Genomic DNA, 13,706 nt, shown 5'->3' on the forward strand with positions numbered 1-13,706 from the left:
AATTCGACTTTCTTCGTCATTATATGCTAAAAATTAGCATTTTCATAGATATTGTCAAAAAAAATATAGGACATATGAACTGATATTACTAGCTAGTAGATTCTCATGTCCTTAAGCCGTTTTGCGAATCATTCAGATGGGTATTTATAAAGAAAAACCAGCCTGAGCGGGCTGGCTCAGGCTGGTTGGAATAATCGCTAGATTATAAAAAAATTCAAAGCTTTAGCTGCGAACAGATTGCCGCCAAATAATAGATGCGCCGATCTTGACCGTCTCCCGATCCACATTGCCCTTAATCAATTCCAGCAGCTCCTTCGCAGCAAGAAACCCGCTTTCGTACCGAGGAATTTTGATCGTAGTCAGTCCCGCCAGTGCTGCCGCATCCGAATCGTCGAAGCCGGTAATCGAGATATTCTCCGGCACCGAAATTTGATGCTCTTCGAACGCCTTCATCGCTCCGATTGCCATATTGTCGTTAGCGCATACAAGCACTTCGGGATAGTCATTGCTCAGAATCATAAGCTTAGCCGCTTGATAGCCACTTTTCTCCCGGTAATTGCCGTGGTAGTAGTACGACTGATCAAAGGCAATTCCATTCTCTTGAAGCGTGTCGGCAAAGCCAGCGAATCTTTCCTTGTTATCAAGCGAGGTGCTATTCCCTCCCAGGTAGCCGAAGCGCTGAAAACCGCGATCTACTAATGACTGTACCATCTGGCGCATTACCGGGTAATTGTCGACTAAAACACTTTTCGTATTTTTATTGTCATTTTCCAGCACCCTGTCCATCAGCACTACCGGAAATTCCGGCTTAGCAACTGTCTTAAAGTAATCGTCAGACAGACTGCCGTCTAAACTAATGGTTCCTCTGGCGAAGCTGCTCTTCAGGAAATTATCACTTGATTTATTCGTACAAATGATGAGATCATACCCGTTTTCATTCAGGCAGGTGCTGACCCCTTCAATGATTTTCAAATAAAACTCGCGATCAAAATCGCTAAAAATAAAAACGATGCGTTTATCTTTATCCGATTTGGATTTTTTTGGGCGAGGCGTCATGCACGTATCCTTGCTCCTCGCAGCATCGCAATATGCGATCTCTCGTTTCTTGCGATACATTTTTCCGTCCATTCAATACGTTGGATACGGTCGAAATAGATACGCCCGTCAGCTGGGCAATCTCTTTCAAACTGCTCATCCCGTAAACCTCCTCATCGTTTTTGCGTAAGTAAAATCTATTATAACACTTTACAAACATTTTACCTACACATTTCATAGACAAAAAAATCGTTATACCTGCTGCAACAAAAGGAATTACTTAAAGTAGCACCACCTTACAGTTAGTAAAACAAAATCCGTTTTACCTATTATTTTATTCTACGTTTTACTTAAAATAACCGTTTTCATTTAAGTAAAATATATATTTTTTACAAGTTTTTTATTGACTTCTTTACCTGTCTGTTTATAATCAAGGGTACATCCATCAAAAGGGGAGGCTTTTGTAAATGACAAAAATAAAGCGCTTTATTTCCATCACGATCACCTCTGTAATGCTGCTTACGATCCTCAGTGCATGCGGCGGGAACAATACGGATAAAGGTGGTTCGGGCGGCGGCAATGGGGCTGAGAAGCTGCCGAAAATCTCGCTTTTCCAATCCAAAGTTGAAATCGCAGACCAGCTGGAAGCGATGGCCAAGAAATATAAAGAAGAAACCGGCAATGAGATTGACGTATGGGGCTCCGCTGGTGACAATTACCTGACTCAGTTGCAAGCGAAGCTGAACGCTGGTGAAGGTCCTACGATCTTCGGCGTTCAGACAGGCGCTGAAACAACGAAGCTCCAGTCCTACTACTACGATATGAGCAATGAATCTTACGTCAAAAATATCGCGCCAAACATGGAAGTGAAAATTGACGGCAAAATCGTCGGCGTACCGACAGGCGTAGAAGGCTTCGGCTTCGTCTACAACAAAGCCCTTGTCGATCCTGCCAAAATTACAGACCTTGCTTCCTTCAAGGCGTTCCTGGAAGAGAGCAAATCCAAAGGCATTAACGGCTTCAGCCTGTCCCAGGAGGCTTACTTCCTAATCGGGCACATCATTAATACACCATTCGCTCTTCAGCAGGATCCGCTTGCGTTCATCGACAAGCTGAACAAAGGCGAAGTGAAGATGGCCGACACGAAGGAATTCCAAGAATTCGGCCAATACATGGAAGCGATTCGCGAGCTGGCTAAGAATCCGCTTGAAGTAACGTACGACAAGCAAATGGGCGACTTCGCAACCGGCAAAACTGCCATTGTTCACCAAGGCAACTGGAGCTACGGCATGCTGCAAGACTACAAGGACATCGATGCCGGCATGATGGCAATGCCGCTTGCAGGCAACACGAAGCTGGCTGTAGGCATTCCGGCCATCTGGGTAATTAACAACAAAGCGTCGGCTGATCAGATTAAAGCCGCTAATGCATTCTTCGAATGGCTGTACAACAGCGAGACTGGCAAAAACATCATTGTAAACGAATTCAAATTCATTCCGGCGATGACCAATATCGAAGCCAAAAATCTGGACCCGCTTTCCAAGGCGGTATCCGAAGCTACAGTTAGCGGTAATACGATTCCTTGGGCGTTAACTTACTTCCCGCAAGGCATCATCCAGAACGATCTGGCACCAGTTGCCCAAGAGTTTTTCCTGACTCCATCCATGACTGGGGACCAGCTCTTGAAGAAGCTTGATGAAGTATGGGCGAAGGCTCCTAAGCAATAAGCGCAGTATGATCGATAAATGGAAAACTAACCTGGCTGTCAGGTTAGTTTTCTCTCTTTGAACTTCCGTACGAATCGATCGAAATTACTCCGAAATGAGTGAATGCACATGAAAGCGATCAAGAATAGAGCCTGGTACGCTCTATTTACAGCACCTTTGCTTCTTATCTTTTCCATCGTCGTCCTCGTGCCTTTTGCCATAGGCATCTATTATTCCTTCATTAGCTGGGACGGCATTCCGGCGAATCCAAAAGTATTCGTGGGCTTCGACAACTATGCCCATGTCTTTCAGGACGACCGATTTATGAAGTCAGCTTGGCTGACGATTAAATTTACTTTTCTAGCGCTTATTATTGTTAACATTATGGGTCTGGCCCTCTCTCTGCTCGTGACGTCCAAGCTGCGTACGAGCAACATTGCAAGAACACTGTTTTTCATGCCGAATCTTATCGGCGGTCTTATTCTCGGTTATATCTGGAAGTTTATCTTTACTGATGTGTTCAATTACATCGGCGAAAATACCGGCTTTGGCAGCATCTTTTTCAACTGGCTGCTCAATCCCGATTATGCGCTGTATGCGATCGCGATTGTTTTCGCATGGCAGATGGCGGGTTATACCATGATCATTTACATTGCGGGAATTCAAGGGATTCCCGATGACTTGATGGAGGCGGCGAAGGTCGACGGTGCCAATGCCTGGCATAAGCTGACCAAGATTATTTTCCCGCTGCTGATGCCATCCTTTACGATTTGCCTATTCTTGACGCTTTCCGGCGCATTCAAAATATTCGATGTCAACCTGTCGCTCACTGGCGGCGGTCCGATCAACTCCACTGAAATGTTCGCGATGAACATTTTCAACGAAATCTTCGGCTATAGCCGTTATGGTATCGGTCAAGCGAAAGCGATTCTATTCTTCGTGCTCGTAGCCGCAGTTACACTCGTTCAGGTGTACATCACGAAGAAAAGAGAGGTGCAGATGTAATGAAAAAAACAGGCAAATGGATTCTGGAAGCTTTGCTTGTCGTTATAGCGCTCCTCTTCTTGTCGCCGATCTACATTATGATCGTGAACTCGTTCAAGACCCGTTCCGAGCTGTACGAGAATGCTCTGGCACTGCCTTCGTCCTTCAGCTTTGAGTATTATGCGCAGGCGATGCAGAAGATGAATTTCATGACGGCGTTCGGCAACTCGCTATTCGTCACACTTGTCTCCCTTCTGTTCATTGTCCTGCTGGCGTCTATGACCGCATGGATGCTCGTACGCACCAACAATAGACTGAGCCAGATTATTTTCATGGTGCTCGTATCGACGATGCTTATTCCGTTCCAGACGCTAATGATGCCGTTAATGCAGGTCATGGGCTGGATCGGCACGACGCTGCATATTCCGATGCTTAATACGCACGGCGGCCTGATCGTCATGAACGTTGGCTTCCACGCCAGCATGGCCGTGTTCCTGTATCATGGCTTTATCAAATCCGTACCGATTGCGCTTGAAGAAGCCGCTACATTGGACGGCTGCACCAAATTCGGCGTATTCTGGCGGATCGTATTTCCGATGCTGAAGACAATCACCATTACTGTGGCGATTCTGGACGTCATTATGATGTGGAATGACTACCTGCTGCCATCCTTGACACTATCGGATAAAGGACTGCGGACGATCCCGCTCTCTACGTTCTACTTCTTTGGAGAATTTACGATCGTATGGAACCTGGCGATGGCAGGACTGACGCTATCTATCATTCCGGTTGTCATCTTCTATTTCACAGCTCAGAAGCACATTATCAAAGGGGTAGCCGAAGGCGCAGTGAAGTAAGGAAAATAACAAGATAACGTTTAACGAAGATATACGACTGCATGGATTAGTGTCTGTAAGGCGATGGGCTATGCGGTTAAAGCGAGAAAGGGAAGATAACAACATGAACAAAACCTGGTGGAAAGAAGCTGTGGTTTATCAAGTCTATTGGCGCAGCTATTATGACAGCAACGGCGATGGATACGGCGATCTGGAAGGCGTCTATCAGAAGCTCGATTACATTCAAAGCTTGGGCGTAGATGTCCTGTGGCTCAATCCCTGCTATGATTCACCAGATGTGGACAATGGCTATGACATCTCAGACTACCGCTCGATTATGCCAAAAGCCGGAACGATGGCCACCTTCGACAAACTGTTGTCCGCTGTACATGATCGCGGGATGAAGCTCATTATGGACCTTGTCGTGAATCATACTTCGGATCAGCATAGCTGGTTCAAGGAGTCACGTTCCGCCATCGACAATCCGAAGCGCGATTATTACATCTGGCGCAAAGAGACGAACAACTGGCGTTCTTACTTCGCTCCGTCTACTTGGACTTATGACGATACGACGGGTGAATATTACTTCCACTCCTTCTCCAAAGAGCAGCCTGATCTAAACTGGGAAAACGAGAAGGTTCGCCAAGAAATCTATGCCATGATGCGGTTCTGGCTCGACAAAGGCATCGATGGCTTCCGGATGGATGTTATCAATCTGCTTGCCAAGCTTCCGGGCTTCCCGAACGCTGAGAACCCTACTGATATCTCCTATCTCGGCAATAATCCGGGCATTCACGAGTATTTGCAGGAAATGCATGACAAGGTGCTCAAGCATTACGATGCGTTCACCGTCGGCGAGATTCCATTCGTAAGTCCGGAGGACGGCCTGCTCTATGTTGGAGAGGGCCGCGACGAATTGAATACGATGTTCCATTTCGAAGTATGCGATTATATGGCTCATTGGGATATGCAGCGCTTCAAGCAAATTCAAGCACGATGGTATGAAGGCTTGTGGGGCAAGGGCTGGAACTCGCAGTTCCTGAACAATCATGACCATACACGAGTCGTGACGCGCTTCGGCAACGATGCCGAATACCGGGAGCAATCCGCTACCTGCTTTGCCACCCTCATTCATACTTTGCCGGGTATGCCATATGTGTATCAAGGCGAGGAGATTGGCATGACGGGTATCCGCTTCTCCTCCATCGACGAGTACAATGATATTTCGATGAAGAATAAATACGCGGAAGAAGTCGGCAAAGGCCGTGATCCCGAGGAAGTACTGAAGGAGCTGCAGCATTTGTCACGCGACAACTCGCGTACACCGATGCAGTGGAATGACTCGCCGCAAGGCGGTTTCACGGAAGGCAAGCCATGGATCGCCGTTAATCCGAATTATGCGAATATTAACGTAGAGCAGGCTTTGAGCGATCCGAATTCTATTTTCTACTATTATAAGAAGCTCATCGAGCTGCGCAAGCGCAATGAAGTGACGGTATACGGCAGCTTCACTACGTATCTGGATGAGCACGATCAGATTTACGCCTATACAAGAACGCTCGGCGACGAATCCTGGCTCGTGCTGCTGAACATTTCGGAGCAGCACGCGACTATCAGTGTTGCTGACTGCGGCGTTGAGAAGCTGGGCGAGATCGTTATCAGCAACTACGCTGGAAGAAACAATCAAGAGAAAGTGATGGAGTTGCAGCCATATGAGGCTGTTGTGTATCGCGTGTAGAAGAATAACCCGCAAGGCTGACTCTACGGAGTGGCTACTTGCGGGTTTTTATAATTGAAAGCAATCTAGCTTAAATCCTTTGTTGACTCGCAATACCTAATTCTGGAGCCTAACCAGTATAACTGCTATATATATCCATACGTCTCTTTCTCAATCTTTCAGTGCGCGATGGAATGTCGTGCGTGCCTCCAGTTGCAAGTACAGTTTAGCATTTGAAACTGCAGTGCTAAATAATAGTTCGAAATATATCTTGTCAGCAATTCAAATTGAATACATAACATTTCTATTTAAAGTTATTATTTAAGCGCTCTAAAGGCGAGGTTTCAGCATTACACATCAGATTAAATGCCAATAAAGATAACTTGTAGAACCTAAGTTGTTACAATAATTTCTATACATAGTTCAAAAGGCATGGTATATTCAATTTGATGTGATTGGAATTTTATTAAGTAATATTTGTTAAATTTGCAACTATACTTATTTCTTTTCTGTTAAATCACTTACTTTCAATATGAAAGTAGTGTAATGCTAAATAATCAAACTTAGAAAGAGTGAAAGCATGGCGCAAACGACGAAAGTAACCCCTGTAATCGAAATTTCCCCAGAAGTTACAATCGATCAAGGATTTGTAAAGCTACCAATACACCACGAAGCATTAAGGGGATTTGTTTCAAGTTTATTAGGTCGTCCTCAAACTGTCGAACAATTATTCAAAAATCCATTCACTTTAGAAATAAATAATATACTAAATCTATACCACTCTCTCGAGCAAAGGGTCAGACAAAATCCAGCCCAACAACTAGATTTTAAAACTATTATTACATATGAAGATGACTCTTCAGTAACTTTAGGTTCAATTGAAGAATTAAGAACTTATAATGGAATCCGTCCATTAGTAATAACACGTCTAAATTTATACTGGTCATACTTAATCCATTTTGCAGACAAAGAGAGTCCAGAAAAACAAGAAATAGAGATCGTCTTTGTTTCTGATTATATTATACCTAAAGAGAGACCTAATAATTTCCTTACTTTTAAAAATGTTGGGAAAATTCAATACATAATTAGGTATACAGATCGAACTTGGGGTTCCGATATTCAAAACTTATTATCTAATCAAATTAAGCCATTACTGGAAGAAGAGAACAAGTTCTATGCTTTTTTAAGAAAGTATCAAAGCCCTATAACCTTCTTATGTTCAATTTTTCTGTTTGTTATTATATTAATAGGATGCATTAGTACGGCTAATAGGTATTCAGTTTATTCCATTAAAAAAATAAAAAATATTATAGGTTCTTCAAGTGACTTACATGTTAAGTTAGACAAAATTTCCGAGTATATTGCAAGTGGAGATTGGTTGCAATTTAACTTAATCGTTACTGTTATTTTAATTGCTGGAGTATTCCTTTCAATCATGGCGGGTATTCTATTTGACTCTATATTAGATAAGGTTTCTCTTAATGAATCCTTTATTTGTTTAAATGATCAAACAAAGAAATTTAAAGAGAAAAGTAGAAGAAGCTCCAGGAATAATGTGATTAAATTTATAACATCTTTTCTTATAAGTGTTTCCTGTGGAGTAATCGGTAATTATATATTCCAAATGTTAACTACAAAATGAATAATCGAGAGATATTCTATTGATATCCTTTTATATAAAGATAACATAATGTTTAACTTATACTAGCAAATTTCCAATTGAAAGAGATTGCATTGCTAGCCAGATAGATTCGTTATAATCGGTTTTACTCGATACAACTTATTTTGTTCGTCGTTAACTTGCCTGTGTTCGATAATCAATTGATTAGGAGAGTTCATCCATTCAAGACTACTTAGTGGGATGCAGAGGCTTTCACAATCGGTTATACATGCGAACTCTTCGAAATTCAGTTGAAGTCACCGATGCTAAAGAGTCATATCAGAATACAACACTTAGAGAATTGACCCTCTCTGCTACTTCAAGTCGTTTTTAGCACTTTGTTGCCTTTAGCAATCGTACGGCACGGTAAATAAGCATGAGGCTGCAGAGCGGTTGACACCTTCTAAGCTTCTGAATATAATAACCTCATCTAACCCTAAGGAGAGATTTGTTGTTCTTAACGAAGTAATCACATAACTGGTTGTGAGAAGCGCATAGCCCAATTGGCTATGTCTGATTAAGCTTGGTTTCTCCGCCAGATGATTAGTTAAGAACAGCGGAGATCATGTAACGCCTGGGTTAGTATATCCCTGTTGCGCCAAGATCCGTGCTGAATTTTCAGCACGGTTTATTTATTTCAAGGCGCATTTAGGGTCATATTCTAACGAATGACGGCAAATGAACTCATGTTCATTTGCCGTTTTTTAGTTGCTGCTTGTATAGGAAAGGAATGATGAATAGCGTCTATAAGTTACTGGTGATCGTACAAAATTTACAAAAAGGAAAGGTGAATGCTCCTATGAAATTAGAAACGACACGGTTAGTTGTGCAAACTATTGATCTCCCGCTCCTAGAAGCCGCCGCCGAGCGGGATACGCACGCCATGGAAGCTCTGGGGTTTAAGACAAATGGCGAATGGCCCGCTCCGGATTTTCACGATGCCATCCCTTACTTTCGGGAGCTTCTCATTCGGAATAACGGAACGAGAGGCTTCGATTCCTGGATCATCGCTGAAAAAAACACACTGGAAATTGTCGGAGGCACCGGTTTTCTAGGCGGTCCTGATGCGAACGGCATCATCGAGATCGGCTTTGCAACAAATGAAAGTCACCGCCGCAAAGGTTATGCTTTCGAAGCTGCACACGCCCTGATCAATTGGGCACTGAATCAGGAGCACGTTCAAGGCATCGTCGCCAGATGCGAGCCGGGCAATATAGGAAGTGCCGGCGTGCTGACGAAACTAGGATTTCAACTGGATAGGGAAGATGCCGAATATTGCTATTGGACCTATATGCCCCCGCTAACACCGGCATGACAAGCTCAATAAACTACCGATTTATCGCAATATAAATTTCCACTTGCCCGTCATTGAGATCGATATCCGGCCCATAAAACTCAAAGTCGCCTGTAAAAGTCCGTTCATTGCCGGGTTGCTGCGACCATTGCCAAATACCGGCCCAAGCTTGCTGGACCATCTCGATGACGGGTCCCCGCTCTGTGACGAATACGGCATAGGTCGCAGTTGGAACGGTGAAGGTCTTAACCTGCTCTGGATATTGCTCTTGCTCGTTTCCCTCAACCTGCATGCTGACCATGACTTCATATTGTCCGGCATCGCCCTGTTCATAGTTGAAGTAGCAGCTATAGAGGCCGGTCTGCTCGATATGATCACCCAATTGGCCTCCAATATTATGCGCGTAGAATTGCTCGAACAGCTTGCCAATCTTGCCATTGCCGCTAAGTTCGACTGCATTTGTCGTGACGGCGCTAATTCCAGCAAGCTTGAAGGAGGGGCGCTCCTCAATCCGGGCAGGTTCAATGTGTTGAATGTTTGATTCCATCGTTATCCTTCTCCTCTTCGTCTGAATGAGCCCAGTATAAAACAAGCAACCTGACAACTGACTGTCAGGTTGCTTATTCATTTCGATATATTTTCACAATTTGTTCTGCACGACCAGCAACAGTCTCCCGCAAATGAGGAGGCTCAAGCACCTCAGCATGATGACCAAACCCAAGTATGAAGCTGTACAACCATTCATCCTCCGGGTAAGCCTTCCTTGCCAGCCAACTGCCATCCTCCGCCAGCAATAGCTCTTCAATACCGAAGTATTCCTCTGCCAGATGACGAGAGTCTGCTTGAAAGCGCAAGACGAACTCTATTGCTCTGGAGGGTTCGTTCGCTCCTGCAAAGCTTTCCTGCGGCGGGAGCTCCCGGCGCGTGAAGGCCCGCTCCCTGTCAATCGCCAATTCCTTCATTCTCTTCAGCTTAAACAGCCGAAACTCGCTCTTCTCCAGACAATAGGCTTGCAGATACCATTGTCTTCCTTTCATAACGAGTCGATGCGGCTCCACCGTCCGGTGCGATAATTCACCGTTAGCATTGGAATAAGTGAATTCGACCACCAGACATATGTCTATTGCCTCTTTTAAAAGAAGCAGCTTGGGCCGCAGTCTTTCATTCCCATCCCAAGGCGAATGGTCGATCAGCACGCGATTGGCCTTATGCCGGAAATCTTCGGAAGAGGAGGAGGGAACAACGCTATTAATTTTCTCCATTAATAGCAGGTTCTGCTCGTTGCCGTATGACGTAGAGATGCTCTGAAGGGCTGAGACGATGGCCGCAAGCTCATCATTGGTCAGTAAGTTGCGGTCCAAGCGATACCCTTCCGCCAGCCCGATCCCGCCATTCATTCCCTGATAGGTAACGACGGGTATTCCGGCTCTATTAATGGCATCGATATCCCGGTAAATTGTTCGTATAGACACCTCGAACCGTTCTGCCAGCTCCTTCGCCTGCACCATTCGACGGTTCAGCAGCAAAATAATGATCGATAAAAGCCTTTCGAGCTTCATAATACGTATCCTCTAACGCTTGTTAATCGTATTGCCATTCTAGCTGTCCCTTTCTGATTTTGGCTGCATATATGATTTGTCCGGTATGATAATGCACCTCTCTAACCATCGCGATCATGAGGTTCAGCACCGTGGTCTCATTATTGACTTGGCTATAGGTAAGGGGGGGACGATCGAGAAAGGGCTGGGACAATAATAAATCCGGATTGGAATGGAGATGTTCGAGATAGTCAATGATCGTATCGAATGCTTTCTTTGTCTGCTCATATGCTTCCTCTACCGACATCGCAAGTCCGCGTTCAAACTCTTTATCTCTGTTTCTGGAATCGGGAATATTGAAGAAAATGGTTTCGATTCGCGAGTGCACACAGCCATAGATATGAGCCACTAGATTAGCAATGCTATTACTGTCCGTATTCGGCGACCAACAAATATCTTCTTCAGACAATTGAGCAATGGCTTGAAGCGTCCATTTCCTCTCAGACTTAAATTTGACCAGCATGCTGTCGATTAACTCGATTGCAATATCCATTCCCTCACCTCTTATCATGGATTTTAGTTAATTTTACCAAACGCGCGTTCCCGTCGCAATAAGGACTTAATGGGCTGGCTACTACAATTTCGAGAATATGAATAATTTCCCACTCGACTCTTTACTACCGATAGTATACGTAGTATATTATCGGTAGTAAGTTAAAATAATGATAGACTCAGGAGGTTATTCCATGTACAAATCAGGTGTTACCGTATGGTACAGTGTGTCCAACTTGGAACAAACATTGGAGTTTTATACAGGCAAGCTTGGTTTTGAGGTGGTCTTCCATGATCCTTCAACCGGTATGGCGATGGTGAACACCAACACCAAGGATTGCGTCATCGGATTTTCAGAAGCAGAGACAGTGGAACCGGCAACTTCTTCAACGGTATTCGAAGTAATAAATATCGAAGAAGCAATGAATTCCCTCGCGGGGAACGGTGTGTCATTTATCGGCGAAGTGGAGCAGATTCCTGAATTGGTCAAGCTGGCTACATTTGTGGATCCAGACGGGCATAATCTGATGCTGGCAGAATCACTAGCCGAAGTTTGAGCAAAGAAGAACGGATTTTGAGGTTGAGTCAGGAACTGACCGGACAATGGACACTGCCCATCTTGTTATCGCTCGACGAGAATGGGGGCCGGTTCACTCCCCTCCAGAAGAAACTCGACATTGTCCCTTCAAGACTCAGCGCGAATCTGAAAAAAATGGTGGCCGATGGCCTGCTTCTCCATCTTTCTCCACAAGAAAGGCGGCATCCGCTCTTGCCTGAATATGTCCTCACGGAAAAAGGAAGACTTCATCGCGAAGCTGCCAGAGCAGTCGAACTCAGTGAAGAGCAGATTGGACACGGAAGACTTTCAGACAAGCTTTGGGGTATGCCAATTCTGCTTACACTTAACTTCGAGCACGGCAGGTTTCAGGAAATCCGCCAATCGCTTGACGGCATTACACCGCGTATACTATCTGTGCGTTTGCAAAACTTTCATGATGATGGCCTGATCAGCAAACAGGTTCTTGAAGAACCTCGTCCTTCATTCCTGTACCGGCTGGAAAAGGAAGTAAAGCAGCCGGTGAAGCAGCTTTCACATGACTTGACTTCCTTGGTTTGAGAAAATCATAAGGGGCTATATAGCCCCTTCTCCGATTCATACCTCATCCGACCCTCAAAAAAACACATCGCCCAGGACAGAATGCCCTGTAGCGATGTGCTTAACATGTATATTCTGATTACTTTTCCTCGATACGGTACCATAACTCGCAATACTCGTAGCCATCTTGATTGGTACAGTACATCTCAAAATGACCGCCGTCCAATACATTATACTTGGAAGTTTGCACCCATTCGGAAAAGATCCGATTGCGCAAAGCACTCAAATCATACCTGCCGCTGCCATTTCCATCATTCAGTGTGGAGAACACCGCCCAAGAAGAGGCTGGAACATCTACAACGGTATACCCCTCGACCTTGCTTTCCGCCGACTTATAGCAGCCGATCAGATAAGGAAATGTAGTATGGCTTGTCACTTTGTAAGAATCGAACGCAAATACCGCTCCAAGCTCCTTGCCGAAATTGCCCTCAGCCCGCCAATCTCCGCGCAGCGACTGGCTCAATCTGTCCAACTCGCCATTCTGGCTTATATTCTGCCAAACCTCCGGGATCGATATCCCCTCTTGGTTCGCAATACTGTCCATCCCATATACATCCTCTAGACCAAATACTTGAAAAGCTTCCCGTTCCTCAATACGATAGATCATCTCGGCAACTCCCTTTAATGTAATTTGAAAGGAGAGCCGAGGATAGGCTTTCAACTGACTGCCTGCCCGGCGGGCAGAAGTTGGAGTCATTCCGTGCAGGTTCTGGAAAGCCCGTGAGAAGGATTCGGGCGTTTCGTAGCGATATTTCAACGCTATATCTGTCACTCTGTTATTCCGGTCCTGCAAGTCGAAGGCTGCCAGCGTCAGCCGTCTGCGCCTAATATATTCGGATAAAGGCAATTCGATAACAAACGAAAACATACGCTGAAACTGATAGACCGAGCAGACAGCAATTCTGGCAATCTGTTCGTAATCAATATCCTGATCCAAGTTGTCTTCGATATAGTCGATAGCAAGGTTCATGCGTTGAAGCCAATCCATTGCGTTCCCTCCTTTCATTAGGAGCTTATCATTCTGGAGTTACAAAGGCCTGACAATCCATGCAATAAAAAGACAGCTGTCAAACTTCCTGAAAGCGGCATTTACAATAATATATCGAATCGGAAGCTTTCCAGCAACGCCACCTCACAAAACTTAAAGGCTTAAAGATAGTTTGGACAAATAGGCAAGGAATCTGTACAAATGAACTACAGGTGTACAGAGCATTTCCTTCATAATGAA

Annotated in this window: 14 protein-coding genes; 8 read left to right on the plus strand and 6 right to left on the minus strand. The window is 44.7% G+C overall.

Translation table 11 applies throughout. The features are described from left to right. Nucleotides 1-222 precede the first annotated feature (222 nt). On the minus strand, nucleotides 223-1,056 hold the full coding sequence (locus TY10_RS21395) for a LacI family DNA-binding transcriptional regulator (RefSeq protein ID WP_238327863.1): 834 nt from the start codon (nucleotides 1,054-1,056) through the stop codon (nucleotides 223-225). Beyond that, entirely contained in the window at nucleotides 1,022-1,195 is a 174-nt protein-coding gene (locus tag TY10_RS31760; protein ID WP_238327864.1) for a LacI family DNA-binding transcriptional regulator, read from the minus strand. The genes TY10_RS21395 and TY10_RS31760 overlap by 35 nt, the downstream gene beginning before the upstream one ends. Before the next feature lie 307 nt (nucleotides 1,196-1,502). Here TY10_RS31760 and TY10_RS21400 point away from each other — a divergent pair, with 307 nt between their 5' ends. The 6 genes from TY10_RS21400 to TY10_RS21425 all read left to right on the plus strand — a co-directional run bounded on the left by TY10_RS21400 (nucleotide 1,503) and on the right by TY10_RS21425 (nucleotide 9,253). Then, nucleotides 1,503-2,762, plus strand: coding sequence for an ABC transporter substrate-binding protein (locus TY10_RS21400; protein WP_042168038.1), 1,260 nt, complete (start codon nucleotides 1,503-1,505; stop codon nucleotides 2,760-2,762). Nucleotides 2,763-2,870: 108 nt separating this feature from the next. Continuing rightward, nucleotides 2,871-3,746, plus strand: a complete 876-nt coding sequence (locus TY10_RS21405; protein ID WP_042168042.1) for a carbohydrate ABC transporter permease — start codon at nucleotides 2,871-2,873, stop codon at nucleotides 3,744-3,746. Further along, nucleotides 3,746-4,582 (plus strand): carbohydrate ABC transporter permease, encoded by an 837-nt coding sequence (locus tag TY10_RS21410; RefSeq protein WP_042168045.1) that lies wholly within the window; start codon nucleotides 3,746-3,748, stop codon nucleotides 4,580-4,582. Before TY10_RS21405 ends, TY10_RS21410 begins: the two co-directional genes overlap by 1 nt. 103 nt (nucleotides 4,583-4,685) lie before the next feature. Next, a complete protein-coding gene (locus TY10_RS21415) occupies nucleotides 4,686-6,299 on the plus strand; it encodes a glycoside hydrolase family 13 protein (protein WP_042168047.1) in 1,614 nt (537 codons plus the stop codon). 559 nt (nucleotides 6,300-6,858) lie between these two features. Beyond that, a complete protein-coding gene (locus TY10_RS21420) occupies nucleotides 6,859-7,920 on the plus strand; it encodes a hypothetical protein (protein ID WP_042168049.1) in 1,062 nt (353 codons plus the stop codon). Nucleotides 7,921-8,737: 817 nt separating this feature from the next. Next, entirely contained in the window at nucleotides 8,738-9,253 is a 516-nt protein-coding gene (locus tag TY10_RS21425; RefSeq protein WP_042168127.1) for a GNAT family N-acetyltransferase, read from the plus strand. 13 nt (nucleotides 9,254-9,266) lie between these two features. Here the strand turns inward: TY10_RS21425 and TY10_RS21430 are convergent, their stop codons facing one another. From TY10_RS21430 to TY10_RS21440, 3 genes are all read right to left on the minus strand, one after another. Continuing rightward, nucleotides 9,267-9,779, minus strand: a complete 513-nt coding sequence (locus TY10_RS21430) for a GyrI-like domain-containing protein (protein ID WP_042168053.1) — start codon at nucleotides 9,777-9,779, stop codon at nucleotides 9,267-9,269. A 73-nt stretch (nucleotides 9,780-9,852) separates the two neighbouring features. Then, entirely contained in the window at nucleotides 9,853-10,791 is a 939-nt protein-coding gene (locus tag TY10_RS21435; protein WP_042168055.1) for a helix-turn-helix transcriptional regulator, read from the minus strand. A gap of 22 nt (nucleotides 10,792-10,813) precedes the next feature. Continuing rightward, on the minus strand, nucleotides 10,814-11,323 hold the full coding sequence (locus TY10_RS21440) for a DinB family protein (protein ID WP_042168059.1): 510 nt from the start codon (nucleotides 11,321-11,323) through the stop codon (nucleotides 10,814-10,816). 193 nt (nucleotides 11,324-11,516) lie between these two features. Between TY10_RS21440 and TY10_RS21445 the strand changes: the two genes are divergently transcribed. Beyond that, complete coding sequence (locus TY10_RS21445; RefSeq protein ID WP_042168061.1) at nucleotides 11,517-11,879, plus strand: VOC family protein; 363 nt, start codon at nucleotides 11,517-11,519, stop codon at nucleotides 11,877-11,879. Between the two features lie 17 nt (nucleotides 11,880-11,896). After that, nucleotides 11,897-12,439, plus strand: a complete 543-nt coding sequence (locus tag TY10_RS31085; protein ID WP_052350693.1) for a winged helix-turn-helix transcriptional regulator — start codon at nucleotides 11,897-11,899, stop codon at nucleotides 12,437-12,439. Between the two features lie 118 nt (nucleotides 12,440-12,557). Here the strand turns inward: TY10_RS31085 and TY10_RS21455 are convergent, their stop codons facing one another. Beyond that, entirely contained in the window at nucleotides 12,558-13,466 is a 909-nt protein-coding gene (locus tag TY10_RS21455; protein ID WP_042168063.1) for an AraC family transcriptional regulator, read from the minus strand. Nucleotides 13,467-13,706 lie beyond the last annotated feature (240 nt).

This window comes from Paenibacillus gorillae, from assembly GCF_000513275.1.
Taxonomy (GTDB): Bacteria; Bacillota; Bacilli; order Paenibacillales; family Paenibacillaceae; genus Pristimantibacillus; species Pristimantibacillus gorillae.

Excerpts from the sequence above, each read along its gene's own strand:
- TY10_RS21425 (WP_042168127.1), top strand. The coding sequence starts at position 8,738 with ATGAAATTAGAAACGACACGGTTAGTTGTGCAAACTATTGATCTCCCG.
- TY10_RS21445 (WP_042168061.1), top strand. The coding sequence starts at position 11,517 with ATGTACAAATCAGGTGTTACCGTATGGTACAGTGTGTCCAACTTGGAA.
- TY10_RS21395 (WP_238327863.1), bottom strand. The coding sequence starts at position 1,056 with ATGACGCCTCGCCCAAAAAAATCCAAATCGGATAAAGATAAACGCATC.
- TY10_RS21415 (WP_042168047.1), top strand. The coding sequence starts at position 4,686 with ATGAACAAAACCTGGTGGAAAGAAGCTGTGGTTTATCAAGTCTATTGG.
- TY10_RS21410 (WP_042168045.1), top strand. The coding sequence starts at position 3,746 with ATGAAAAAAACAGGCAAATGGATTCTGGAAGCTTTGCTTGTCGTTATA.
- TY10_RS21420 (WP_042168049.1), top strand. The coding sequence starts at position 6,859 with ATGGCGCAAACGACGAAAGTAACCCCTGTAATCGAAATTTCCCCAGAA.
- TY10_RS31760 (WP_238327864.1), bottom strand. The coding sequence starts at position 1,195 with ATGAGCAGTTTGAAAGAGATTGCCCAGCTGACGGGCGTATCTATTTCG.
- TY10_RS21430 (WP_042168053.1), bottom strand. The coding sequence starts at position 9,779 with ATGGAATCAAACATTCAACACATTGAACCTGCCCGGATTGAGGAGCGC.
- TY10_RS21400 (WP_042168038.1), top strand. The coding sequence starts at position 1,503 with ATGACAAAAATAAAGCGCTTTATTTCCATCACGATCACCTCTGTAATG.
- TY10_RS21435 (WP_042168055.1), bottom strand. The coding sequence starts at position 10,791 with ATGAAGCTCGAAAGGCTTTTATCGATCATTATTTTGCTGCTGAACCGT.
- TY10_RS21440 (WP_042168059.1), bottom strand. The coding sequence starts at position 11,323 with ATGGATATTGCAATCGAGTTAATCGACAGCATGCTGGTCAAATTTAAG.
- TY10_RS21405 (WP_042168042.1), top strand. The coding sequence starts at position 2,871 with ATGAAAGCGATCAAGAATAGAGCCTGGTACGCTCTATTTACAGCACCT.
- TY10_RS21455 (WP_042168063.1), bottom strand. The coding sequence starts at position 13,466 with ATGGATTGGCTTCAACGCATGAACCTTGCTATCGACTATATCGAAGAC.